Consider the following 22,698-nt stretch of genomic DNA (forward strand, 5'->3'; position numbering starts at 1 on the left):
GTTCCAAGGATGTCAAGCGGAACGCGAGCTCCGGTAAACCGAGACGCCAAGCTCCCGGATCTTCTTGCGCAGCGTGTTGCGGTTGAGGCCAAGCAGATCGGCGGCCTTGATCTGATTGCCACGGGTCGCTGTCAGGGCGGCGAGGATCAGCGGGTACTCCATTTCGGTCAAAACCCGATCGTAGAGGCCGGAGGGCGGCAGCGCATCGCCGAAGGAGGCGAAATAGGTTCGCATGTTTTCCTCGACCGCCTGCGAAATCGTCATCGTACCCGTCGGTATGCCGACTTTGGCAATCGGACTGTCGGCAACGTCGGAGCGCAGCTCCTGCTCCACCACCTCTCGGGCGATGACATCCTGTGGATAAAGCGCCATCAGGCGGCGAACGACGTTTTCGAGTTCGCGGACGTTGCCTGGCCAAGGATAGGACTTCATCACTTCGAGCGCCTCATGGTCGAAGCGCTTCGAATCAAGGCCCTCTTTTTCGCCCTGTTGAATAAAGTGACGTACCAGATCGGGAATATCCTCGGCGCGGTCGCGCAACGGCGGGAGGCGCAGCGGCACCACGTTCAGGCGGTAATAGAGATCCTCGCGGAAAAGGCCCTGGTTGATCGACTGCTTCAGGTCCTTGTTGGTCGCAGCGACGATGCGGACATCGGTGCGGATCGGCGTGCGACCCCCAACAGTCGTGTACTCACCCTGCTGGAGAACGCGCAGAAGACGGGTCTGGGCATCCATCGGCATGTCGCCGATTTCATCGAGGAAGAGTGTGCCGCCTTCGGCCTGTTCGAAACGGCCGGTCGAGCGCGTCTGGGCACCGGTAAAGGCGCCCTTCTCGTGGCCGAAGAGCTCCGATTCGATCAGATCACGCGGGATCGCTGCCATATTGATGGCGACAAAGGGACCGTTGCGACGTTTGCCGTAGTCGTGCAGCGCCTTGGCGACGAGTTCCTTGCCGGTGCCGGATTCGCCGGTGATCATCAGCGTCAGGTCCGTCTGCATGAGGCGGGCGAGCACGCGGTAGATTTCCTGCATGGCCGCCGAGCGACCCACGAGCGGCATGCCGTCCTGCATGTCGTCGTCGAGACGGGCCGGACGCTTCTTGGGCTCGGACAATGCACGGCCGATGATCGCGATCAGTTCGGTCAGGTCAAAAGGTTTCGGCAGGTAGTCATAGGCGCCCTTCTCCGAAGCCTTTATGGCGGTCATGAAGGTATTCTGGGCGCTCATCACGAGGACCGGCAGCTCGGGCCGCGCCTTCTTGATGCGTGGCAGAAGATCGAAGGCGTTCTCATCCGGCATCACGACATCGGTCACGACGAGGTCACCCTCGCCTGCCGAAATCCAGCGCCAGAGGGTCGCCGCATTCGAGGTGATCCTGACGTCGTAACCGGCGCGGCTGAGCGCCTGGTTCAGGACCGTGCGGATCGCAGCATCGTCATCTGCAACAAGGATCGTCGCTGTCATCAGTTCGTTCCTGTGGATTTTGGCAGAGGCGCGTCATCCAGCGCCGTTTCTTTCGACATGGGCATCAAGACCCGGAAGGTGGTGCGGCTCGCCTGGCTGTCGCATTCGACGATCCCGCCATGGGCGCCAATGATCTTGGCAACCAGCGCCAGGCCAAGCCCGGAGCCATTCGTCTTCGTCGTAATGAAGGGATCGAAGAGATGCGGCAGAAGATCGGACGGCACGCCCGGACCGTTGTCATGGACGCAGAATTCCAGCGGCAGCGAGATCTTTTCACGCGAACCGGCGACCGAGAGGCGGATGCCGGGGCGATAGGCCGTGGTCAGCTGGATCTCGCCATCCGAGCGCTCGCCGATGGCTTCGGATGCGTTCTTGACCAGGTTCAGGAAGACCTGCACCAGCTGATCCCTGTTGGCAAAGACAGGCGGCAGCGAGGGGTCGTAGTTCTCGGTGATGCGGATGTTGCGTGCGAACCCGGCTTTCGCCACCGCCTTTACCTGATCGAGCACCGAGTGGATGTTGATCGACTGACGGTCCACGGGCCGCTCGTCGGAGAAAACCTCCATGCGGTCGACCAGCGAGACGATGCGATCCGTCTCGTCGCATATCAAGCGGGTGAGTGCCCTGTCTTCGTCTGTTACCGCTGTCTCAAGCAGCTGCGCCGCGCCGCGGATGCCGGATAGCGGGTTCTTGATTTCATGCGCCAGCATCGAGGCAAGCCCGGTCACCGAGCGCGCCGCCGCGCGGTGCGTCAGCTGCCGGTCGATCTTGTCGGCCATGGAGCGTTCCTGGAAGACCACCACGACATTGCCGGGCTGGCTGAGAACCGGCGCCACATAGAGATCGACCAGCTTCTCCTGGCCAAGGCGCGGCGAGCTTAAGTCGACACGGTATTCATTGACGGGCGCGCGGCGTTCGCGCACCTGCTCGATCAGCGACAGAAGCGGGCTGCCGAAAGGAATGAAGGTGGAAATTCGATAACGGGACAGATGCGTGGCGCTTGCCCCGAAAAAGGCCTCTGCTTCCCAATTGGCAAAAGCGATATGGCCGTTCGCATCCACCATGACCACCGGGTTCTGGATGGCGTTCAGCACGGCCATTGCGAGGCCACCGCTTTTATCGTTCGCCGTCATGCGGCCTCCTGTCTGGCGCTGGCGCCACCCATATCTGAGAGCGCCTGCTGCAAGGCTTCGACCACGAAGGCCTGATCTTTCGATGTCATGATGGATGCCTTGGCCTCGGATGCGAGATGTGGAGCAAAGCGATCAAGGTACCAGCCGAGATGCTTGCGCGCGTGGCGTATGCCGACTTCAGCACCGTAATGCTCCAGCATCGCCTGATAATGCTCCACGACGACATCGGCTATCTCCGATTCAGCAGGTCCAGCATGACCGGCCAGCATCCCCGCATGCCAGGGTCTTCCCTGGCAGCCGCGGCCGATCATGACGGCATCGGCACCGGAGCGGCGGAGGATCTCGTGGGCATCCTCGACAGTCTCGACGTCGCCATTGGCAATCAAGGGCAAGCGAACGGCATCCCGAACGGCGGCAATCGCGTCCCAGTTCGCCTTGCCCTCATAAAACTGCATGCGGGTTCGCCCATGGACCGTCACCAGCTGCACACCGGCCGCTTCGGCACGAGCGGCGATGTAAGGCGCATTCATCGAGGCCTCGTCCCAACCCAGGCGCATCTTGACCGTCACCGGGACCTTCACCGCTTTCACCGTCGCCTCGATCAGCGACAGGGCGTGATCCGGCTCACGCATCAGAGCAGAGCCGGCATAACCGCCGATGACCTTTTTCGCCGGGCAACCCATGTTGATGTCGATGATGTCGGCGCCATTGGCTTCGGCGATGACGGCGGCCTCCGCCAGCCACCTCGCGTCTCGCCCCGCAAGCTGCACCATATGCGGCGTGAGGCCTGCCCCCTTAAGCCGCGACCAGCTTTCGGCCGCATTGAACACCAGTTCGCGGCTTGCCACCATCTCGGTTAACACGAGGCCTGCGCCATAACGGAAGGCGAGCTGACGGAACGGCAGATCGGTGACACCGGACATGGGCGCAAGCACCACCCGGTTCCGGATGGGAACCGGACCGATGCTGAAGGGCGTGTCCAACGCGACGGATATCAATTGATTATCTTTCAGGCAAAGAACCTATATGCACTATTTTTAGCCAGCGATCTCTGGCTTGCCAAGTGGCAAAGCTCACTGATCGACAAAAATTCGTGCAAATGCTGGAAAAGCCGATAGCGAGCCGATAGAGCACGGTTGCGAAGGAAATGTGTCATGGACCAGGCGGGACGATGGAGCAAGGGCTGAGCGGAACAATCGGGATCGTGGTGGTTGCCGCCGGCCGTGGAGAGCGCGCGGGCGCCTCGATCGAAGGACCCAAGCAATACAGACGCATCGGCGGAAAACCGGTGATCTGGCACACGCTGAAGCGCTTCCTCGACTGGCCCAAATGTGGTCCGATCGTCGTCGTCATTCACCCAGATGATCATGCGCTCTTGCAGTCCGCCATCGCCGATCTGCCACAACGGGACGCCCTGATCATCGTACAAGGGGGAGTGACGCGTCAGGCTTCTGTTCTCAACGGGTTGCAGGCGCTACGTCCTCAGGAGATTCGCCATGTGATGATCCAGGACGCCGTGCGGCCCTTCGTCGACCCGGCACTCCTTGACCGGATCGCCGTCCAACTCGATGCGGGAAAAACCGCCGTGCTGCCTGCCATACCCGTCTCTGACACCATCAAGCGTGGCGACGCGGCAGGCCTGGTCACCGCAACGGTCTCCCGCAAAGATCTTTACGCCGCACAGACACCACAGAGCTTCCACTATGAGACCATCCTGGCAGCGCATGAGCGGGCAGCCACAGAGCAAGCCGTGGATTTTACCGACGACGCCTCGATTGCCGAATGGGCTGGCATTCCGGTTCATCTGGTGGAGGGATCGATCGACAATGTCAAACTGACCGTGAAGAGGGATATCGCCATGGCCGACGAGAAGCTGAAGGGCACCGCCCTGCCCGACGTTCGCACCGGAAACGGCTATGACGTGCACCAGCTCGAGCCCGGCGATGGCGTGACGCTCTGCGGGATCTTCATTCCGCATGACCAGAAGCTTAAAGGACACTCGGATGCAGATGTCGCGCTGCATGCGCTGACCGACGCGCTGCTCGCCACCTGCGGTGCCGGTGATATCGGCGACCATTTCCCACCGTCGGACATGCAATGGAAGGGAGCGCCGTCTCGCATCTTTCTCGAACACGCGGCAAAGATCGTGCGCGAAGCCGGCGGCACAATCATGAATGCCGACATTTCGCTCATTGCCGAAGCACCTAAGGTCGGACCGCATCGACAGGCCATGCGGGAAAAGCTCGCGGAAATCCTTGGTATTTCGCTCGATCGCTGCTCGGTGAAGGCGACGACGAATGAAAAGATCGGCTTTATCGGTCGCCGCGAGGGTATCGCAGCGATTGCCACGGCGACTGTGGTTTTTCGGAGTGCGGTGTGATGGGGCTCTATCCGGCGGATATCGAAGACAAGGCACGGGCGATCGTTGACTCCTATCGCGACCTTGGCTGGATGATCGCCACGGCGGAATCCTGCACAGGCGGGTTGATCGCCGGAGCACTCACGGAGATTTCCGGATCATCTGCGGTCGTCGATCGCGGCTTCGTCACCTATACCAATCAGGCGAAGATGGATCTGATTGGCGTTACCGCCAAAACGCTAGAGAGTTTCGGGGCCGTCTCGAGGGAGACCGCCCTGCAGATGGCGCATGGCGCACTCATGCGCTCTGATGCCGAGGTCGCCGTTGCGGTGACCGGTATTGCCGGGCCGGGCGGAGGATCGGCGGAGAAGCCGGTCGGGCTGGTGCATCTGGCATTGACGACCCGAAGCGGGCTGATCGATCACCGGGCGATGCACTACGGCGATATCGGTCGTGATCAGGTTCGGCTTGCGACTGTCAGGACTGCACTTGAAATGCTGGCAGCCGCCGCTCAGGCGTCGGCATAGATCTTGTCGGCGCGTTCCTCGAAGGCTTCCGAAAACATCCGGAAGGCGCGGTCGAACATCGAGCCCATTAGGGCACCGAGGATGCGGTTCTTGAACTCGTAGTCGATGTAGAAATGCACCGAGCAACCGCCCTCGCCTGCCTCTTCGAAGCGCCAGCGATTGTCGAGATATTTGAACGGACCCTCGATGTATTTGACGTCAATCGCACGCTCGGCTGCCGTCAACAGCACCTGCGTGGTGAAGGTCTCGCGGATCGCCTTGTAGCCCACCGTCATGTCGGCGAGCAGCAGTTCCTTGCCGTCGCGCTCGCGGCGCGAGCGAATGGTCAGCGCTTCGCAGAGGGGTAAGAATTCCGGATAGCGCTCGATGTCGGCGACAAGCGCATACATGCGGTCGGGCGAGTGCTTGACAGGGCGGCGGGTTTCGAACTGAGGCATAGCGCGGACTTAATGATGAAGCCCCGCAAGATCAAGCAGCTGCGCCATTTCGCCATGGGATTTCAGGGTTACGACGGGGACGTTTGGACCGTGACGCTCGATTTCCTGGATGATCCGCGGGGCGAAGCGGCGTTCGAAGTGCCAGATATAGGAGAGGAATTCGCGGTCGGGCCATTTCTCGATGCATCCGTCGGCCATGTCGGGGCGATGGCGACCGATATTGCGGCTGGCACGGCGATAAACGCCAAGCAGGGAGCGCCACCGCGGCAACCGCACCCAGATGACGAGATCGGTGCGCGGCAGGCGGATGTCGAAGCTTGACGGATTGGTGCCGTCGAGAAGCCATTTGTCTGTTGCTACGATCGCAGAGAGTATCGCCCTTTGCTCGGCCTTGGGGCGCTCGACCCAATTCGGAAGCCAGAAGATTTCGCGATCCATCGAGTGATTGGGAAGATCCAGCGCTGTGGCGAGCTTGCGAGAGAGGGTGGATTTGCCGCCGCCGGAGCAGCCGATCACCATGATGCGTCGGGCTTGGACCAGGAGGTTCGCGGCTTCTTCGCGCGTTTCAACTGAGAACACTGATTGTCGCTATCAAGCTGCCGCGACCGGCCTGATCTGGTCGATCCCGGTCACTGTCTTACTGGCCAAAGCAAGGTCATAGGTGCGCTGAAGATTGAGCCAGAACTCCGGTGTGGTGGAGAAGTAGCGGGCCAGTCGCAGAGCGATCTCAGCCGTTATTGCGCCATTGCCATCTTGCAAGGCCTCGAGCGCAGCCCTCTCGATACCCGTATCAGCAGCGACTTTCTCTAAAGTCAGGCCGAAGTCAGCGATGAAGTCGTCAAACAACACGCAACCGGGATGGATTGGTTCTTCAGGCACATGCAACATTGCGCACCTCAGTGATAGTCGCACACTTCGACATCGAACGCGTCCCCTTCAGCCCATCTGAAGCATATCCGCCACTGATCATTGATGCGGATCGAATGCTGCCCCTCTCGTTTCCCCTTGAGCGCTTCAAGCCGATTGCTCGGCGGCACACGCAAATCCGAAAGGACGTGAGCTGCGTGGATCGCCATCAGCTTTCGCCGAGCACGCTCGGTAACGTCTGACGGAAATCCTCGGACGTTCGATGTTCTGAAAAGCTCTTCCGTCAGTTTGTCTTTGAAATCTCGTATCATGATTTCACTCAAACCGACAGAGGTAGACTAGGTCCGGACCAATTGCAGCTTCTCCCGCGCCGCCTTCAGCCTTGCAAAGTCATCGCCGGCATGGTGCGACGAGCGGGTCAGCGGGCTCGACGAGACCATCAGGAAGCCCTTGGTATAGGCGATGTCCTCATAGGATTTGAACTCTTCCGGCGTGACGAAACGCTCGACCTTGTGGTGCTTGCGGGTCGGCTGGAGATACTGGCCGATCGTCAGGAAATCGACGTCGGCGGAACGCAGGTCGTCCATCAGCTGCAGGACTTCGTTGCGCTCTTCGCCGAGGCCGACCATGATGCCCGACTTGGTGAACATGGTCGGGTCGAGTTCCTTCACCCGCTGCAGAAGACGGACGGAGTGGAAGTAGCGCGCGCCCGGACGGACCGTCAGATAGTTACCGGGCACGGTTTCCATATTGTGGTTGAAGACGTCGGGCTTGGCAGCAACGACGCGCTCCAGCGCGCCCGGCTTCTTCAGGAAGTCCGGGGTGAGGATTTCGATCGTCGTTTCGGGCGAAGCCTCGCGGATGGCCCAGATCACCTTCTCGAAATGCTCCGCGCCGCCGTCGGCGAGGTCGTCGCGGTCGACCGAGGTGATGACGACGTGGGAGAGGCCCATCTGGCGGACGGCCTTGGCGACGTTGGCGGGCTCTTCGAGATCGAGCGGGTTCGGCTTGCCGGTCGCGACATTGCAGAAGGCACAAGCGCGGGTACAGATCTCGCCCATGATCATGAAGGTCGCGTGCTTCTTGTCCCAGCACTCGCCGATGTTCGGGCAGCCAGCTTCCTCGCAGACCGTCACCAGCTTGTGGGAGCGAACCAGCTCGCGCGTCTCGTGATAGCCCTTGGAGGTCGGTGCCTTGACGCGGATCCATTCCGGCTTGCGCAGCACTTCCGTGTCGGGCTTGTGGGCCTTTTCCGGGTGGCGGACGCGCTTTTCCTCGCCGGACGCCACGGGGGCAGCGGTCGGAAGATTGGTCCTGTCGAGAATGGTGACCATGGTCAAAACCCTATCCCGCCGCGTCTGCGGCCTAATCGATGTTTAGCGCCGAACGAGCTTTGCGACGAAAAGCAGAATGCTGGCGCCGACGAAGCTGGTGATCAGGTAGCCGAGCCAGTTGCCTTCGACAAAGACACCGAAGGTCCGAAACATGGCGGCTGCAATCACCGCGCCGACGATGCCGATCACGATGTTCATGAAGACGCCGAAGCGCATGTCCATGAGCTTGCCGGCCAGCCAGCCCGCAAGGCCACCGAAGAATATCGTTGCGAGAATACCGACTTCGAAACCAGCCATGTCGAGCCCCTTTCGGATCGTCAATTGAGAACCTGCCGCCCATATAGGCGGCAAGCCCCTGTTTCACAACCGGACTTTAGGCGTTCAATACGCGGCCATAGGCATCGAGCACGCTTTCCTTCATCATTTCCGACAGGGTCGGATGCGGGAAGATCGTGTGCATCAGCTCTTCTTCGGTCGTCTCGAGGTTCATCGCGACGACGAAGCCCTGGATGAGTTCGGTGACTTCCGCGCCGACCATATGGGCACCGAGGAGCTCGCCGGTCTTCTTGTCGAAGATCGTCTTGATCATGCCCTGGTCTTCACCAAGCGCGATGGCCTTGCCGTTGGCGGCAAAGGAGTAACGGCCGACTCGAATATCGCGGCCCTCAGCCTTGGCCTTGGCTTCCGTCAGACCGACAGAGGCGACCTGCGGGTTGCAATAGGTGCAGCCCGGGATCTTGGCCTTATCCATCGGGTGAACGCCCGGAACACCGGCGATCTTCTCGATGCAGATGACGCCTTCATGCTCGGCCTTGTGGGCGAGCATCGGCGGGCCGGCAACGTCGCCGATCGCGTAGAGGCCGGGCACATTGGTCTTGCCGTAACCATCGATGACGATACATCCGCGATCGGTCTTCACGCCGAGCGCTTCGAGACCGAGGTTCTCGATATTGCCCTGGACGCCGACGGCGGAGATCAGACGGTCAGCGGTGATCGTCTGAACCTTGCCATCCTTGGTCTCGACATGGGCAGTGATCGAGTTGGCGCCCTTCTCGACCTTCGAGACCTTTGCCTCGGTGATGATCTTGAGGCCGCGCTTTTCCAGCTGCTTGCGGGCGAAGGTGGAGATCTCAACGTCCTCGACCGGCATGATGTTTGGCATCAGCTCGACGACGGTGACATCCACGCCCATGGAGCGGTAGAAGGAGGCGAATTCGATGCCGATGGCGCCCGAGCCCATGACGACCAGCGACTTCGGCATGAAGTCCGGCTTCATCGCTTCGAAATAGGTCCAGATCAGCTTGCCGTCCGGCTCGATGCCCGGAAGCGCGCGCGGACGCGCACCGGTGGCAACGATGATATGCTTGGCGGTGTAGGTGCCCTCGCCCAGCACACCCTTCGGAACAGGGTTCTGTGGCTCGACCACGGGCTTGGTCATCTTGCCGACGACGACTTCGCCGGGCTTGGAAAGCTTGGCTTCACCCCAGATGACGTCGATCTTGTTCTTCTTCATCAGGAAGCCGATGCCGCCATTGAGACGGGCCGAGACGCCTCGCGAGCGGGCGACGACTTCCTTGACGTCGGCGGTCATCGTGCCGTTCAGCGTCAGGCCGTAAGCCTTGGCGTGGTTGGCATGATCAAGGATCTCGGCGGAGCGCAGCAGTGCCTTGGTCGGGATGCAGCCCCAGTTCAGGCAGATGCCGCCCAGATGCTCGCGTTCGACGATCGCGGTCTTCAGGCCGAGCTGGGCCGCACGGATGGCGGTGACGTAACCGCCGGGGCCGGAGCCGATGATGATGACGTCGTAAGCATTCGACATGGGCGCTTCCACTCCTCGGTTTCTTGCGAGCCCCCGCTCCAAGCGGAGGCCCGTTTCGGGACTGGAAGCGAGACCCTCAGGCTGCGGGTGTCTCGGCCTCCGGTTCATGACGAACCAGCATCCCGTAGATTTCATCCTTGAGCTGCATCCGCTTCTTGCGCATTTCCACGATGTGGAAGTCGTCTGCAGGCTCGACATCTGTTTCGGCGCGGTGGATGGCCCGGTTCACCTCGTGATAGGTCTCGAACAATCTCGCGAAATGACCATCCGTTTCTTTCAGATGACGCATCAGCGCGACGTGTTCCGGGAATTCCACTGCCAGTTCGTGCGGTGTGTTCGACATGATCCCATCTCCTCTTTCGGGGTTGATGGGCTCAGGTTAGACGCAGCGCACAAGACCTCCTTGATTTTGATCAACGCGCCCTGACGGAGAGGTCAGGCCGCGGTTTTTCTTCAAAGACCTAGCATCATCCGGACGATCGGCTCGAGGCCTCGTCCAATGGCGCGGGTGTTTTCGGCGTCCAGATGGATGCCGTCTAGCGGCGTGGTTTCCGCCACCGATCCCGCGTCGAAGAAGGCACATCCCGATTCGTCCGCCGCGTCGCGGTACATGCTGGCGAGCATGGCACCCTCTTCCACCGAGTGGTTGAACATGGCACCAAAGACCGAATTGGCCGTCTCGCGGATCGGAGGCGGTGCGACGATCAGGATCTCGGGCTCCTCGAACTCGAAACCCCAGTCATGCTTCTGGACGAGCTTGACCAGTCGCTTCACGCCACTGGTCGCGCCGATCGCCGTTCCCTGGATGCCACGCTTGAGGTCGTTCGTCCCCAGCATGATGATCACGAGATCGATCGGCTTGTGCGTCGCAAGGATCGTCGGCAACAGCTTTGCACCGTTGCGCTCACAATCACCCAGGTGGTCGTCATAGGCGGTGGTGCGACCGTTCAAACCTTCGGCGATGACCCGGACCCCATGGCCGAGCGCCTTCTGCAAGACGCTCGTCCAGCGATCCTCGTGGGCATGCCGACCCAGATTTACCGGGTCGTATCCCCATGTCAGGCTGTCGCCGTAAGCGAGAACGGTCTTCATTGCACCGCTCCCCGGATCAGACCAGCATGCCCATCGGATTTTCGATGTAGCGCTTGAAGGCGCCGAGCAGCTCGGCTCCGAGCGCGCCATCGACGCAGCGATGGTCGGTGGAGAGCGTCACGGTCATGACATTGGCGATCTTCATCTCGCCATTCTTGACGACAACCCGCTCTTCGCCGGCACCGACCGCAAGGATCGTTGCATGCGGCGGGTTGACCACGGCCGAGAAGCTCTTCACGCCCATCATGCCCATGTTGGACACGGCGGTCGTGCCGCCCTGATATTCCTCGGGCTTCAGCTTGCGGTCCTTGGCGCGCTTGCCCAGGTCCTTCATCTCGTTGGAGATGGTGGACAGGCTCTTCGTCTCGGCCTTGCGGATGATCGGGGTGATCAGGCCGCCGGGGATCGAGACAGCCACGCCGACATCGGCATGCTTGTGCTTGACCATGTTGGTGTCCGTCCAGGAGACGTTGGCATCCGGCACGTCGCGGAGCGCGAGGGCCAGGGCCTTGATCACCATGTCGTTGACCGACAGCTTATAGGCCGGCTTGCCGTCCTTTTCCGGGGCGGCGGCGTTGAGCTGGGCACGCAGCGCCAAGAGCGCATCCAGTTCGCAATCCACGGAGACGTAGAAGTGCGGAATGGTCTGCTTCAATTCCTGCAGGCGCTTGGCGATCGTCTTGCGCATGCCGTCATGCGGCACGAGATCGTAGGAACCTTCGGCGAAGTTCTTGAGAACGGCTTCGTCGGACGGACCCTTGGCAAGAGCCGGTGTCGGCGCGGCAGCCGATGCAGCAGCAGCAGGTGCCGGAGCAGCATTGGCACCACCGGCGCTGACGGCCTTTTCGACGTCGCTCTTGACGACGCGGCCCTTCGGACCGGAGCCCGAGACGGCCTTGAGGTCGAGACCGGCTTCCTTCGCCAAACGACGGGCGAGCGGCGAAGCGAAGACGCGTTCGCCTGTCGAGGCTGCCGGCGCCACCGGAGCAGCTGCCGTAGTGACGGGCGCAGGAGCAGCCGCCGGGGCGGCTTCCGCCTTCGGAGCCGGGGCAGCCTCGGCCTTCGGGGCGGCGGTGCCACCACCGGCCGCAGCGGCCGCCAGATCCTCGCCATCGGCGGCGAGGATTGCGATCACGGCATTGACCTTGACGGCTTCCGTGCCGGCGGGAACGACGAGCTTGGCCACGATCCCTTCATCGACGGCTTCCACTTCCATGGTTGCCTTGTCGGTTTCGATCTCGGCGATCACGTCGCCGGATTTGACCTTATCGCCTTCCTTGACCAGCCACTTCGCCAGATTGCCCTCTTCCATGGTCGGAGAGAGAGCCGGCATGGTGATATTGATCGGCATGAGCCTCGCCTCCCCTTACTTGTAGCAGACGGCTTTGACCGCCTGGATCACTTCGCCGACATTCGGCAGAGCGAGCTTTTCGAGGTTTGCCGCGTAAGGCATCGGCACATCCTTGCCGGCGATCGTGATGACCGGGGCATCGAGATAGTCGAAGGCTTCGCGCTGGACGGTGTTGGAGATGAAGTCGCCGACGGAGGACTGCGGGAAGCCTTCCTCGACGGTGACGAGGCGACCTGTCTTCTTGACCGATTCGATGATCGCCGGCAGGTCCATCGGACGGATGGTGCGCAGGTCGATCAGCTCGACATCGATGCCTTCCTTGGTCAGCTCGTCCACGGCCTTGACCGCATAGGTCATGCCGATGCCCCAGGAGACCATGGTCACATCCTTGCCGGCCTTGTGCAGGCGAGCCTTGCCGATCGGCAGGACGAAATCGTCCATCTTCGGCACTTCGAAGGACTGACCGTAGAGGATCTCGTTTTCGAGGAAGATGATCGGGTTCGGATCGCGGATGGCAGCCTTCAGGAGACCCTTGGCGTCAGCCGCCGAATAGGGTTGGATGACCTTGAGGCCCGGGATGTGGCTGTACCATGCGGCATAATCCTGGCTGTGCTGGGCGGCAACGCGGGCTGCTGCACCGTTCGGTCCACGGAAGACCATCGGCGCCCCCATCTGACCGCCCGACATGTAGAGCGTCTTGGCCGCCGAGTTGATGATCTGGTCGATCGCCTGCATGGCGAAGTTGAAGGTCATGAACTCGACGATCGGGCGCAGGCCAGCCATGGCGGCGCCGACGGCGATACCGGCAAAGCCATGCTCGGTGATCGGGGTGTCGACGACGCGCTGTGGGCCAAACTCCTGCAGCAACCCTTGCGTGATCTTGTAGGCACCCTGATATTCGGCGACTTCTTCACCCATGATGAAGACGTCGGGGTTGGCGCGCATTTCCTCGGCCATGGCTTCGCGAAGGGCTTCGCGAACGGTCATGGTCACCATTTCGGTGCCAGCCGGAATGGCCGGATCGGCGGCGGCGACCGGTGCCGGGGCAGCAGGTGCCGCCGGAACGGGTGCTGCGGCAGGGGCGGCAGCAGCGGGAGCTTCCGCCGGAGCTGCGGCCTTCGGAGCCGAAGCAGCATCGGCACTTTCACCATCCTGCAGCAGGACAGCGATCGCGGTGTTGACCCTGACGTTTTCGGTGCCGGCAGCGACCAGGATCTTGCCGAGGACGCCTTCGTCCACAGCTTCGACTTCCATGGTGGCCTTGTCGGTCTCGATTTCGGCGATCACGTCACCAGACTTGATGGTGTCGCCTTCCTTCTTGACCCACTTGGACAGCGTGCCTTCTTCCATGGTCGGAGAGAGGGCGGGCATGAGGATTTCGATCGGCATGGGTTCCCTCCCCGATTAGAGCAGAATGTCGGTGTAGAGCTCGGATACATCCGGCTCCGGATCGGCCTGGGCGAAATCGGCCGAGTCGGCCACGATGTCGCGGACGTCCTTGTCGATTGCCTTCAGCTCGTCCTCGGATGCCCAGCCCTTTTCCAGGAGACGGGCGCGAACCTGCTCAATCGGATCCTGTTCGGAGCGCATTTTCTGCACTTCTTCCTTGGAGCGATATTTCGCCGGGTCGGACATGGAGTGACCACGATAACGATAGGTCAGCATTTCCAGGATGATCGGACCCTTACCCGAGCGGCAGTGCTCGACAGCCTGATCGGCCGCCGCCTTGACGGCGCGGACGTCCATGCCATCAACCTGAATACCCGGAATATTGAAGGACACGCCGCGCTGCGAGAAGTCGGTCTGAGCCGAGGCGCGCGAGACTGCGGTGCCCATGGCGTAGCGGTTGTTCTCAATGATGTAGATCACCGGCAGGTTCCACAGGCGAGCCATGTTGAAGCTCTCATAGACCTGGCCCTGGTTGGCCGCGCCATCGCCGAAATAAGCGAGCGAGACATTGTCATTGCCGCGATACTTGTTGGCGAAGGCGAGACCGGTACCAAGCGACACCTGAGCACCGACGATGCCGTGACCGCCGTAGAAATGCTTTTCCTTGGAGAACATGTGCATCGAGCCGCCCTTGCCTTTCGACAGGCCGCCGCGACGACCGGTCAACTCGGCCATGACGCCACGGGCGCTCATGCCGCAGGCCAGCATGTGACCATGGTCACGATAGCCGGTGATGACCTGATCGCCTTCCTTCAGCGCCATCTGCATGCCGACAACGACAGCTTCCTGGCCAATGTAAAGGTGACAGAAGCCGCCGATGAAGCCCATACCGTAGAGCTGGCCGGCCTTTTCCTCGAAACGGCGGATCAGCAGCATTTCGCGATAGGCCAGGAGTTCCTGGGCCTTATCGAACTCGACAATCGCTCCTTGGGTAAACTCTTTCTTGGCAGGCTTGGCCGAGGTTTTCCGACCGGTCGCAGTCGCAGGCTTGCGAGCCATGCATCCCTCCCATGGGTTATTATGGTCCAAAGTTGGACACAGAATAGGGAAGAAACGAGGCGGCGGCAATGCCATAAATGCATGGCTCACATTCGCCGCAAGCAACTGTAATAGCAGAAAAATTTACGATTAACTCAATTTCAGTTAATCAGAAATACGTGTTGAATATCACGATTTCATCCGGGCGCGACATGTTCAGCTGGTAACGCGCCTTCTCGTCGATGATGTCTTCGTCGAGCGAGCCATCGCTGAGCAAGCCGACCTCCTTCTCCAAGGTGGTCCTCTGGGCTACCAGCTTCTCCAATTCTGCAGCCCGCTCCGTGCGAATGCGCTCAAATTCCTGGCCGGCCTTCAGGCCATAGTCGCCGTGAACCGAGTGGTAGCCAAAATAGGACAGGAAAGCGATGGTGACGGCTGGGAGAATGAGACGACCGTATTTCTTCTTTTTATGATGTCTGGTCCACATGCCGACAGATGCCCTGAAACGCGAAACTGATCTCAAGGGTAACCGTCATATCTTAACCGACCGTTGACCTTGATTGCAGCGCAAAAGAAAAAGCCCGCACCGGTGGGAACCGGCACGGGCTTCAATTCAGGATAGCCGTTAATCAGCCGCGCAGGATCGAGGTGCCTGCGTAGACTGCTTGCGGACCGAGCTCTTCCTCAATGCGGATCAGCTGGTTGTACTTAGCGGTGCGGTCCGAGCGGGCGAGCGAGCCGGTCTTGATCTGACCGCAGTTGGTGGCGACCGCGAGATCGGCAATCGTCGAATCCTCGGTTTCTCCCGAACGATGCGACATCACGGCGGTGTAGGCGGCGCGATGGGCGGTCGAGACGGCGTCGAGGGTTTCCGAGAGCGAACCGATCTGGTTGACCTTGACGAGGATGGAGTTGGCCACACCCATCTTGATGCCGTCGCGCAGGCGGGCCGAATTGGTGACGAAGAGATCGTCTCCGACGAGCTGAACCTTCTTGCCGATCTTGTCGGTCAGGGCCTTCCAGCCGTCCCAGTCGTCTTCTGCCATGCCGTCTTCGATCGAGAAGATCGGGTACTTGGCAGCGAGTTCGGCGAGATATTCCGCCATGGCTTCCGGCTCAAGCGTGCGGCCTTCGCCTTCGAGAACGTACTTGCCGTCCTTGAAGAACTCGGTCGAGGCGCAGTCGAGCGCGATATGCATGTCTTCGCCCGGACGATAGCCGGCCTTTTCGATCGACTTCATGATGAAGTCGAGGGCAGCCGGAGCCGAGGCGAGACCCGGGGCGAAACCGCCTTCGTCACCGACGTTCGTGTTGTGGCCGTCGGCGGCAAGCTGCTTCTTCAGCGTGTGGAAGACTTCCGAACCCATGCGAACGGCGTCGCGGATGGTCTCAGCGCCGACCGGAACGATCATGAATTCCTGGAAGTCGATCGGATTGTCGGCATGGGCGCCGCCATTGATGATGTTCATCATCGGAACCGGCAGGACATGGGCGTTCGGGCCGCCGACATAGCGGTAGAGCGGCAGGCCAGAGGACTGAGCGGCAGCCTTGGCAACGGCCAGCGAGACGCCAAGGATGGCGTTGGCGCCAAGGCGCGACTTGTTCGGCGTGCCATCGAGCTGAATCATCAGATTGTCGATCTGGATCTGGTTTTCAGCATCATGACCGCCGATCGCGTCATAGATCTCGCCGTTGACGGCTTCGACGGCCTTCTCGACGCCCTTGCCGAGATAGCGCTTGCCACCGTCACGCAGTTCGACGGCTTCGTGCGCGCCAGTCGATGCGCCCGAGGGAACGGCTGCGCGGCCCATGCTGCCGTCTTCCAGATAGACGTCGACCTCGACGGTCGGGTTGCCGCGGCTGTCGAGTATTTCGCGGCCGATGATGTCGGTGATGGCGGTCATGTTCGCTCCCTGAAGACGGAAATTGGAGAAGGCTCGGAAGGCCGATCATCGGGCGCACTACCGCCGGACCTGCCTGTGAGTCATCCTCTCATATCCGATGATCGGGAAAATACAATGACGGATAGGACGTGAAATGAACGAAATCTAATCGATTTAAATCACAATGATTGGCGGCGCTTCCAGTTCAACCGATTGAAGCGCCGCCAGAGAGGCTCAAGCAGCCTTGGCGATATCGTCAAAGGCGATCAGCTTTTCGAGCAGACGACGCATGTCGGTGATCTTGACCATGTTCGGGCCGTCGGAGGGGGCATTGTCCGGGTCCTGGTGAGTCTCGATGAAGAGACCGCCGACACCGACCGCGACGGCTGCACGCGCCAGCGTCTCGACGAATTCACGCTGCCCGCCCGACGAGCCGCCCTGTCCGCCCGGCTGCTGGACCGAATGGGTCGCGTCAAACACCACGGGCGCACCCATGGCGGCCATGATCGGCAGCGAGCGCATGTCGGAGACGAGCGTGTTGTAGCCGAAGGAGGCGCCACGCTCGCAGAGCAGAACATTCGGATTGCCGGAACCGGTGATCTTGTTGAGGACATTCTTCATGTCCCAGGGGGCGAGGAACTGGCCCTTCTTGACGTTGATCGCACGACCGGTTTTGGCTGCCGCGACCAGGAGATCCGTCTGGCGGCAGAGGAAAGCCGGGATTTGCAGGACGTCGACGGTCGGGGCCACGGCGGCGCACTGCTCTTCGGTGTGAATGTCGGTCAGAACCGGAACGCCGAATTCCTTCTTGATGTCGGCGAAGACTTCCATTGCCTTTTCGAGCCCGATGCCACGCTCGGCAGACAAGGAGGTGCGGTTCGCCTTGTCGAAGGAGGACTTGTAGACCAGGCCGAGGCCAAGCTCGCGGCAGAGCTCGACGAGTTGACCGGCGATCATGAAAGCGTGGTCTCGGCTTTCCATCTGGCAGGGACCGGCGATCAGGGCAAAGCGGCCCTTCTGGGAGAAGACGGCCTTGGCCGAACCTTCACCGACCACGACTTCCGAATTGGGAGAAACGCTCATTTCAACTCCTCGAAGGCGAAGGTCACGCCTTGCCCCTTTTCCGGCGCGACGACGAGGCGCGCGCCCGTTTTGTGATAGGTGACGCCTTTAGCAGCGAGGCAGGCTTCTGTCACGCCGAGATCCGTTACGGAGAATATGATCGCCGCTCCGCGCAGGCCGCGCTCCGGAATGTGAACCTCGTGCCCAAAATGCATCATGAACCCTTGAGGCGTCAGAATATCGACCACTGCGTTGGCGCTTTTGATCGACAGCCCGAAAGAGTGAGCAGTCACATCGCGCTGCAGCAGCAATTCCAGAAAGTATTGAAAGTCACTCGGGTTTTCCTCGACCAGCACGATACGCGAAAGACCTGCCGCACCGTTCGCGTGAACCAGCAGAGGACCACGATATGCGGGGATCGGATTTACGCGTTCGCAGGCAAAGCCGAAGAAGTCTGGAGCGCGAAGGTCGGCTGCGAAGGCAAGCCTGAAGGCTCCCTCTGCCATCCGACCATCCGGGAAACGGAACTGGCGGGAAAATTCGAGCAAGGAACCCGCACTCATACCCTCATCGCGATACCGCGCATCGTCCGCCATGGCATCGACGGTCTTGACCACGAGGGCTGACATGCCTTCGCCGTGGCGAAAGCGGAAAGCCTGATCGCGGGCGACAAAGACATTGCCGCTGCGCACCGCGTCGAGACAGTCCTCCCGGCTGCCCACGGCCAGCGGTTCAAGATAGGTGTCGTCGCCGAAGAAGACGCAGGCGTTTTCCGTGCCGAAGGGGTGGCGCGCATCCGACGCAATCGTAAAGCCGAGGTTCGCGAGCCTTAATCGAGCGGTGTCGAGATCAATGACAGGCAGAACAAGGTGATCAATTGCGCGGGGCGCACCAGACGTCTGGGACATGGACAATCTCGTCTTCTGCTCGCTGAGGACGCCTTGCATCTAGGAAAGGCGGTTCTGATTTTGAAGGTTCTCGATCAACGCACGCAGAGCACTCAGCTCCTGGCGGGCCTCACGCAGTTCTGTCAGGACCTGCTCGTCAATCTTGTGATGAAGCGCCAGGACCTCGATCTCCGCCTTCAAATTGATCTCGTAATCCTTGGCCGCCATGAACCGATCCCGCTCCGCCTGGCGGTTCTGGCTCATCATGATGATGGGCGCCTGGATCGCCGCAAGCATAGAAAGCAGCAGGTTGAGAAATATAAAAGGATAGGGATCGAGGGCCCCGCTGGCCAGAATCACGGTGTTGAGAATCACCCAGCAGACGAGAAACAGCATAAAGCTGATGATGAAGCCCCAGGACCCGCCGACCCTTGCAATTGCGTCGGCAAGTCTTTCCCCGAAGCTCGCATTGGCGAGAAAATCCTCACCGGCGTTGGTGGAGACCGTCCGACGCTCGCGCGCTCGCTTCAGCACGTTTTTCTCGGCCGAGGAAAGATCAGATGACGACTTCCCCAGAACGAGCTTCTCGATATCCTTGAGCATTAACAACATCCTGAAAGATGGTTCCCCGGTGCCTCCCGGGGCTTATCGACCACGGCTCTGAGGCGCTTCGAACCAACGGTTTGAATAGCCTTTCCGTGGGCTATCGCATTTTCTCACCCGTTCTTCACGAAAATTTATCCACTTGCGGAACACAACTGGAACATATAGTGTCTGTTCTGGCTTTGTTTCATCTTAGGGGCACCACATATGCTGACGCGCAAGCAACAGGAACTGCTTCTCTTCATCCACGAACGGATGAAGGAATCGGGTGTCCCGCCGTCCTTCGACGAGATGAAGGACGCGCTGGACCTCGCATCGAAATCCGGCATCCACCGGTTGATCACGGCGCTTGAAGAACGGGGCTTCATCCGGCGCTTGCCGAACCGTGCGCGGGCACTGGAGGTCATCAAGCTTCCGGAAGCCTATTCGCCGAGCATTCAACCGCGTCGCGGCTTTGCGCCGAGTGTGATCGAGGGCAGTCTCGGCAAGGCGCCGCCGCCGCCTGCTGCGCCCGTCAAGTCCACAGAGCAAGACAATGGCGCCTCCGTCTCGGTGCCCGTCATGGGCCGGATTGCAGCGGGCGTGCCGATTTCGGCGATCCAGAACAACACGCATGACATCACCGTCCCGGCTGAGATGATTGGCTCCGGCGTGCATTACGCGCTTGAGGTGAAGGGGGATTCGATGATTGAAGCCGGCATTCTCGACGGCGACACCGTGATCATCCGTAATGCGTCGAATGCCAATCCGGGCGACATCATCGTCGCGCTGGTCGATGATGAAGAGGCAACGCTCAAGCGCTTTCGTCGCCGCGGTGCGTCGATTGCCCTCGAAGCCGCCAACCCGGCCTACGAGACCCGAATATTCCCGCCGGATCGCGTCAAGATACAGGGCAAGCTGGTCGGTCTCATTCGACGCTATCATTGAGCTGCATATCGGTGTGCCTCGGGCGCGCCGTTGCTGAATTCATGTGCGGTCGCCATTGAGCCTGTGCGCCAGTCGTAAAGACGGTGCGCAGTCCAGGGACGTGGTGGCCCGTGATAGGCGGGGATGATGTTGATGGCGTTTCGATCGCCATCAAGTCCTGAGATCTCCAGGGATCCCGTGGCCCGAAGGCTGGTTTCTGAGATCAGCAACGCGCCCGAGCGGCAGCCTTGCATGCGGATGCGTGCCGAAAGCACCAGAATGTCCGCGCGGTCACAGGCCGTTCCGGCGAGATCGGGACGCTCCAGCGTCAGAAGCGTGGTGCCATTTCTCAGTTTGATGGTGCAAGCTTGCTTGATGCAAGTGAAATGGCTCGTTACGGCGGAAGCACGAAGAACATCCAGAATCTCCTGCGCGTCTCGCCGCTGATCCGCAGAGAGACTTTGCTGCGATCCTCTGTCGGGTGCCGGCGGCAGCGGGCCGATGGACAGCATGGTCGGGGGGATCGCCTCTCCAATGCCAAGCACAGGCCGCCACTGATCGAAAACGAAGGCGGGCGGGCCGGCTCTGTTGACGGCCACCTTAGTCGTCTCGCCCTCGCCCAGTCTGAGCGCAACGAGGCGGGCGTCCTCGCTGATCAACAGTTCCCCGATGGGTTGCTTCGGACCAAACCAGGTGACGGCGATCGTGCAGGCGATCAAGGCCGTCCCGATATGCCTGATCGGCGTCTTCAATAGGGTCAGCAAGAGCATGCCGGCAATCGTACCGAGCATGAAGATGTCTGGCAGTCGGGGAAACACATAGCCGCCGCCCCAACTTGAAACCTCGTAGGCAACGGCGAGCACCAATTCCAGCCCCTGCCCCATGATCCAAAAGAATGGCGCATCCAGCCCGAAGGGCATCAGCAGCATGGCAATGAAACCCGAGGGCATCACGACGAGCGAGATCAGCGGCATGGCTGCCAGATTGGCTTCCAAGCCGTGGGTAGAGAGGCGGTGGAAATGGCTAATGGCAAAGACGGCCGTTGCGACCCCGCCAATCAGGGACGTCGCGAGTGTGCCCCCGACGAATTTGACGCTGCCCGAGGCGATCCGCAGCGACAGCGACTTGGCCTGGGGGAGAATCGCTCGCGGTCGCGCGCGCCACCCGGCGTAACCGGCAATCAGGGCGGCGGTTGCGGCGAACGACATCTGGAAGCTTGGTCCCATAACCGCAGAAGGCTGCACCGCGAGGATAGCCGTCGCTGCCAGCGCGAGATTGTGAAGGCTGACGGCGGGGCGATCGAAGAGCACGGCGCCCAACATGATAGCCGTCATCAGATAGGCTCGCAGTGCCGAGACCTGGTAACCGGATATCAGCACGTAGCCGGTGGTCGCTAGAAGCGCGCCGGCAGCAGCGATTTTCTTGATTGGATAGCGATGCGCAAAGGCTGGAAAAAGGCTGAGCAAACCTCGCAAGCCGACGAAGAAGATGCCAGCGGCGAGTGCCATGTTGAGGCCTGAGATCGCCGTTATATGGGCAAGACCCGACAGCCGCAGCGCTTCGGTCGCTTCGTCCGACATTGATCGCCGTTCGCCGGTGATGATGGACGCGGCAAAGGCTCCTGGATCACCTGGCAAGACCGTCCGGATGCGATGGGAAATGCGATCACGCAGCGAAAACAAGGCGGCATCGAAGCGGGTCAACAGATCCTGCCCCCCCGGGTCTGCCGTGTCCCGCGCCTCTGGTGGGCCGAGGAAGAAGCCGACAGCACCAATCCCGGCGAAGTAGCTCTGAAACGCAAAATCATTCAAACCGGGCAAGGCGGGCCCCGACGGCGGCGATAGTCGCGCGCGACCGGTCAGTTGCTCGCCGATGGCAGCCGGAACATGGTCGCTGCGTGCGAGCAGCGAGACACGTCCGGGCGGACGACGGATTGTCGGTTGCTCGGTGCCGGTGACCCGCAGCGTATAGCGCCATTCTCCCGACGCGCCCTGCTCACGTCGTTCGACTGTTCCTGTGACCGTCGTGACCAGTGGCTGATCCAGGATGACGGTGGACACCCGCCCTGTCTCCCAAACGGCCAATAGAATCCCACAAAGGATCAGGCTTGCGCTCCAAAGCACAATTGCAGTCGCCGTGCCTCGAGCCGAACGCGTGAGTAGGACGCCCAGACAGGCGAGGACAAACCAAAGGACGATCGAAGACGGAGGCTGCGGGACCGAAAACCAGATCGCGGCGCCGGTCCCGATCCAGACCGGTAGAAAAAGAAAGAAATGACCGTATCGACTTTCGTCTGAAAGCGATTGTCGCACCCGGCTGCTCAGTCGTAGCACGGCGGCGCGCACTGCAACCGAGTGGCCCGTCACCGTGGGCATGGGCAGATAAGTTGCTCTCAACAGTCGCGGGGCCTCTAACCGGGCCGATGCTTGACCGGCCCGGGGGCCCTCTTCCCCCTTGGTTTCCAACACTTCCGCCATCCGGCTCACCCGTGCGGAGCCACCCCATCCGCTGACAGAATAGGGGAATTTGCAAATCAATCAATGCGTG

At 60.8% G+C, this 22,698-nt stretch carries 24 protein-coding genes; 3 read left to right on the plus strand and 21 right to left on the minus strand.

The genetic code is table 11. From position 1 onward, the window contains the following. Nucleotides 1–12: 12 nt before the first annotated feature. Genes ntrC through dusB form a run of 3 tightly spaced genes read right to left on the minus strand, consistent with a single transcriptional unit; the run spans nt 13 to nt 3,610 of the window. Nucleotides 13–1,464 carry a nitrogen regulation protein NR(I) gene (gene ntrC, locus AC1PUL_RS07895; RefSeq protein ID WP_480467671.1) on the minus strand — a complete coding sequence of 484 codons (1,452 nt, stop codon included), beginning with the start codon at nt 1,462–1,464 and terminating at the stop codon, nt 13–15. Then, the gene (locus AC1PUL_RS07900; RefSeq protein WP_480467673.1) at nt 1,464–2,597 is read right to left on the minus strand and encodes a two-component system sensor histidine kinase NtrB; all 1,134 of its coding nucleotides are present in this window, start codon (nt 2,595–2,597) and stop codon (nt 1,464–1,466) included. The genes ntrC and AC1PUL_RS07900 overlap by 1 nt, the downstream gene beginning before the upstream one ends. Beyond that, on the minus strand, nt 2,594–3,610 hold the full coding sequence (gene dusB / locus AC1PUL_RS07905) for a tRNA dihydrouridine synthase DusB (RefSeq protein WP_480468528.1): 1,017 nt from the start codon (nt 3,608–3,610) through the stop codon (nt 2,594–2,596). Before dusB ends, AC1PUL_RS07900 begins: the two co-directional genes overlap by 4 nt. A 158-nt stretch (nt 3,611–3,768) precedes the next feature. On the opposite strand from dusB, the gene AC1PUL_RS07910 reads away from it, so the two are divergent. Both AC1PUL_RS07910 and AC1PUL_RS07915 read left to right on the plus strand, forming a co-directional pair. Beyond that, nucleotides 3,769–4,977, plus strand: a complete 1,209-nt coding sequence (locus AC1PUL_RS07910; RefSeq protein ID WP_480467675.1) for a bifunctional 2-C-methyl-D-erythritol 4-phosphate cytidylyltransferase/2-C-methyl-D-erythritol 2,4-cyclodiphosphate synthase — start codon at nt 3,769–3,771, stop codon at nt 4,975–4,977. Further along, nucleotides 4,977–5,483: a CinA family protein gene (locus AC1PUL_RS07915; protein ID WP_480467677.1), complete on the plus strand. Its 507-nt coding sequence runs from the start codon at nt 4,977–4,979 to the stop codon at nt 5,481–5,483. Before AC1PUL_RS07910 ends, AC1PUL_RS07915 begins: the two co-directional genes overlap by 1 nt. Here the strand turns inward: AC1PUL_RS07915 and AC1PUL_RS07920 are convergent. From AC1PUL_RS07920 to AC1PUL_RS08000, 17 genes are all read right to left on the minus strand, one after another. Next, nucleotides 5,468–5,920: a type II toxin-antitoxin system RatA family toxin gene (locus AC1PUL_RS07920; RefSeq protein ID WP_480467679.1), complete on the minus strand. Its 453-nt coding sequence runs from the start codon at nt 5,918–5,920 to the stop codon at nt 5,468–5,470. The two genes, AC1PUL_RS07915 and AC1PUL_RS07920, sit on opposite strands and share 16 nt — an antisense overlap. Nucleotides 5,921–5,929: 9 nt before the next feature. Then, nucleotides 5,930–6,439, minus strand: coding sequence for a P-loop NTPase family protein (locus tag AC1PUL_RS07925; protein WP_480468529.1), 510 nt, complete (start codon nt 6,437–6,439; stop codon nt 5,930–5,932). A 72-nt stretch (nt 6,440–6,511) separates the two neighbouring features. Further along, nucleotides 6,512–6,808 carry a HigA family addiction module antitoxin gene (locus AC1PUL_RS07930; protein ID WP_480467681.1) on the minus strand — a complete coding sequence of 99 codons (297 nt, stop codon included), beginning with the start codon at nt 6,806–6,808 and terminating at the stop codon, nt 6,512–6,514. Between the two features lie 8 nt (nt 6,809–6,816). After that, on the minus strand, nt 6,817–7,098 hold the full coding sequence (locus AC1PUL_RS07935) for a type II toxin-antitoxin system RelE/ParE family toxin (protein ID WP_480467682.1): 282 nt from the start codon (nt 7,096–7,098) through the stop codon (nt 6,817–6,819). A 27-nt stretch (nt 7,099–7,125) separates the two neighbouring features. Then, a complete protein-coding gene (gene lipA / locus AC1PUL_RS07940; protein WP_480467684.1) occupies nt 7,126–8,121 on the minus strand; it encodes a lipoyl synthase in 996 nt (331 codons plus the stop codon). A gap of 42 nt (nt 8,122–8,163) precedes the next feature. Next, nucleotides 8,164–8,418, minus strand: coding sequence for a GlsB/YeaQ/YmgE family stress response membrane protein (locus AC1PUL_RS07945; RefSeq protein ID WP_480467685.1), 255 nt, complete (start codon nt 8,416–8,418; stop codon nt 8,164–8,166). 76 nt (nt 8,419–8,494) lie between these two features. Next, on the minus strand, nt 8,495–9,940 hold the full coding sequence (gene lpdA, locus AC1PUL_RS07950) for a dihydrolipoyl dehydrogenase (protein ID WP_480467687.1): 1,446 nt from the start codon (nt 9,938–9,940) through the stop codon (nt 8,495–8,497). Nucleotides 9,941–10,016: 76 nt separating this feature from the next. Further along, nucleotides 10,017–10,283: an HP1242/YdcH family protein gene (locus AC1PUL_RS07955; RefSeq protein ID WP_102020031.1), complete on the minus strand. Its 267-nt coding sequence runs from the start codon at nt 10,281–10,283 to the stop codon at nt 10,017–10,019. A 110-nt stretch (nt 10,284–10,393) separates the two neighbouring features. Then, on the minus strand, nt 10,394–11,032 hold the full coding sequence (locus AC1PUL_RS07960; protein WP_480467689.1) for an SGNH/GDSL hydrolase family protein: 639 nt from the start codon (nt 11,030–11,032) through the stop codon (nt 10,394–10,396). A gap of 16 nt (nt 11,033–11,048) precedes the next feature. Continuing rightward, nucleotides 11,049–12,383 (minus strand): pyruvate dehydrogenase complex dihydrolipoamide acetyltransferase, encoded by a 1,335-nt coding sequence (locus AC1PUL_RS07965; RefSeq protein WP_480467690.1) that lies wholly within the window; start codon nt 12,381–12,383, stop codon nt 11,049–11,051. A 15-nt stretch (nt 12,384–12,398) separates the two neighbouring features. Continuing rightward, nucleotides 12,399–13,772, minus strand: coding sequence for a pyruvate dehydrogenase complex E1 component subunit beta (locus tag AC1PUL_RS07970; protein WP_480467692.1), 1,374 nt, complete (start codon nt 13,770–13,772; stop codon nt 12,399–12,401). Between the two features lie 15 nt (nt 13,773–13,787). Further along, a complete protein-coding gene (gene pdhA / locus AC1PUL_RS07975) occupies nt 13,788–14,831 on the minus strand; it encodes a pyruvate dehydrogenase (acetyl-transferring) E1 component subunit alpha (protein ID WP_480467694.1) in 1,044 nt (347 codons plus the stop codon). Nucleotides 14,832–14,979: 148 nt separating this feature from the next. Further along, nucleotides 14,980–15,297, minus strand: coding sequence for an FtsB family cell division protein (locus AC1PUL_RS07980; RefSeq protein ID WP_480467695.1), 318 nt, complete (start codon nt 15,295–15,297; stop codon nt 14,980–14,982). Between the two features lie 142 nt (nt 15,298–15,439). Next, the gene (eno, locus tag AC1PUL_RS07985; protein WP_185810218.1) at nt 15,440–16,714 is read right to left on the minus strand and encodes a phosphopyruvate hydratase; all 1,275 of its coding nucleotides are present in this window, start codon (nt 16,712–16,714) and stop codon (nt 15,440–15,442) included. Nucleotides 16,715–16,927: 213 nt separating this feature from the next. Then, a complete protein-coding gene (gene kdsA / locus AC1PUL_RS07990; protein ID WP_480467697.1) occupies nt 16,928–17,776 on the minus strand; it encodes a 3-deoxy-8-phosphooctulonate synthase in 849 nt (282 codons plus the stop codon). Further along, on the minus strand, nt 17,773–18,663 hold the full coding sequence (locus AC1PUL_RS07995) for a VOC family protein (RefSeq protein WP_480467698.1): 891 nt from the start codon (nt 18,661–18,663) through the stop codon (nt 17,773–17,775). The genes kdsA and AC1PUL_RS07995 overlap by 4 nt, the downstream gene beginning before the upstream one ends. Nucleotides 18,664–18,702: 39 nt before the next feature. Further along, on the minus strand, nt 18,703–19,245 hold the full coding sequence (locus AC1PUL_RS08000; RefSeq protein WP_480467699.1) for a DUF1003 domain-containing protein: 543 nt from the start codon (nt 19,243–19,245) through the stop codon (nt 18,703–18,705). Between the two features lie 207 nt (nt 19,246–19,452). Here AC1PUL_RS08000 and lexA point away from each other — a divergent pair, with 207 nt between their 5' ends. Beyond that, nucleotides 19,453–20,172 carry a transcriptional repressor LexA gene (lexA, locus tag AC1PUL_RS08005; RefSeq protein WP_480467700.1) on the plus strand — a complete coding sequence of 240 codons (720 nt, stop codon included), beginning with the start codon at nt 19,453–19,455 and terminating at the stop codon, nt 20,170–20,172. On the opposite strand, the gene AC1PUL_RS08010 is transcribed toward lexA, so the two are convergent. After that, entirely contained in the window at nt 20,166–22,628 is a 2,463-nt protein-coding gene (locus tag AC1PUL_RS08010; protein WP_480467702.1) for a ComEC/Rec2 family competence protein, read from the minus strand. The two genes, lexA and AC1PUL_RS08010, sit on opposite strands and share 7 nt — an antisense overlap. Between the last annotated feature and the right edge of the window lie 70 nt (nt 22,629–22,698).

Source organism: Rhizobium sp. P43, assembly GCF_056730705.1.

What these genes read in the sequence shown, in the direction of transcription:
- ntrC (WP_480467671.1), bottom strand. Translation starts at nt 1,464, where the DNA reads ATGACAGCGACGATCCTTGTTGCAGATGACGATGCTGCGATCCGCACG.
- AC1PUL_RS07900 (WP_480467673.1), bottom strand. Translation starts at nt 2,597, where the DNA reads ATGACGGCGAACGATAAAAGCGGTGGCCTCGCAATGGCCGTGCTGAAC.
- AC1PUL_RS07910 (WP_480467675.1), top strand. Translation starts at nt 3,769, where the DNA reads ATGGAGCAAGGGCTGAGCGGAACAATCGGGATCGTGGTGGTTGCCGCC.
- AC1PUL_RS07915 (WP_480467677.1), top strand. Translation starts at nt 4,977, where the DNA reads ATGGGGCTCTATCCGGCGGATATCGAAGACAAGGCACGGGCGATCGTT.
- AC1PUL_RS07920 (WP_480467679.1), bottom strand. Translation starts at nt 5,920, where the DNA reads ATGCCTCAGTTCGAAACCCGCCGCCCTGTCAAGCACTCGCCCGACCGC.
- AC1PUL_RS07925 (WP_480468529.1), bottom strand. Translation starts at nt 6,439, where the DNA reads ATGGTGATCGGCTGCTCCGGCGGCGGCAAATCCACCCTCTCTCGCAAG.
- AC1PUL_RS07930 (WP_480467681.1), bottom strand. Translation starts at nt 6,808, where the DNA reads ATGTTGCATGTGCCTGAAGAACCAATCCATCCCGGTTGCGTGTTGTTT.
- AC1PUL_RS07935 (WP_480467682.1), bottom strand. Translation starts at nt 7,098, where the DNA reads ATGATACGAGATTTCAAAGACAAACTGACGGAAGAGCTTTTCAGAACA.
- lipA (WP_480467684.1), bottom strand. Translation starts at nt 8,121, where the DNA reads ATGGTCACCATTCTCGACAGGACCAATCTTCCGACCGCTGCCCCCGTG.
- AC1PUL_RS07945 (WP_480467685.1), bottom strand. Translation starts at nt 8,418, where the DNA reads ATGGCTGGTTTCGAAGTCGGTATTCTCGCAACGATATTCTTCGGTGGC.
- lpdA (WP_480467687.1), bottom strand. Translation starts at nt 9,940, where the DNA reads ATGTCGAATGCTTACGACGTCATCATCATCGGCTCCGGCCCCGGCGGT.
- AC1PUL_RS07955 (WP_102020031.1), bottom strand. Translation starts at nt 10,283, where the DNA reads ATGTCGAACACACCGCACGAACTGGCAGTGGAATTCCCGGAACACGTC.
- AC1PUL_RS07960 (WP_480467689.1), bottom strand. Translation starts at nt 11,032, where the DNA reads ATGAAGACCGTTCTCGCTTACGGCGACAGCCTGACATGGGGATACGAC.
- AC1PUL_RS07965 (WP_480467690.1), bottom strand. Translation starts at nt 12,383, where the DNA reads ATGCCGATCAATATCACCATGCCGGCTCTCTCTCCGACCATGGAAGAG.
- AC1PUL_RS07970 (WP_480467692.1), bottom strand. Translation starts at nt 13,772, where the DNA reads ATGCCGATCGAAATCCTCATGCCCGCCCTCTCTCCGACCATGGAAGAA.
- pdhA (WP_480467694.1), bottom strand. Translation starts at nt 14,831, where the DNA reads ATGGCTCGCAAGCCTGCGACTGCGACCGGTCGGAAAACCTCGGCCAAG.
- AC1PUL_RS07980 (WP_480467695.1), bottom strand. Translation starts at nt 15,297, where the DNA reads ATGTGGACCAGACATCATAAAAAGAAGAAATACGGTCGTCTCATTCTC.
- eno (WP_185810218.1), bottom strand. Translation starts at nt 16,714, where the DNA reads ATGACCGCCATCACCGACATCATCGGCCGCGAAATACTCGACAGCCGC.
- kdsA (WP_480467697.1), bottom strand. Translation starts at nt 17,776, where the DNA reads ATGAGCGTTTCTCCCAATTCGGAAGTCGTGGTCGGTGAAGGTTCGGCC.
- AC1PUL_RS07995 (WP_480467698.1), bottom strand. Translation starts at nt 18,663, where the DNA reads ATGTCCCAGACGTCTGGTGCGCCCCGCGCAATTGATCACCTTGTTCTG.
- AC1PUL_RS08000 (WP_480467699.1), bottom strand. Translation starts at nt 19,245, where the DNA reads ATGCTCAAGGATATCGAGAAGCTCGTTCTGGGGAAGTCGTCATCTGAT.
- lexA (WP_480467700.1), top strand. Translation starts at nt 19,453, where the DNA reads ATGCTGACGCGCAAGCAACAGGAACTGCTTCTCTTCATCCACGAACGG.
- AC1PUL_RS08010 (WP_480467702.1), bottom strand. Translation starts at nt 22,628, where the DNA reads ATGGCGGAAGTGTTGGAAACCAAGGGGGAAGAGGGCCCCCGGGCCGGT.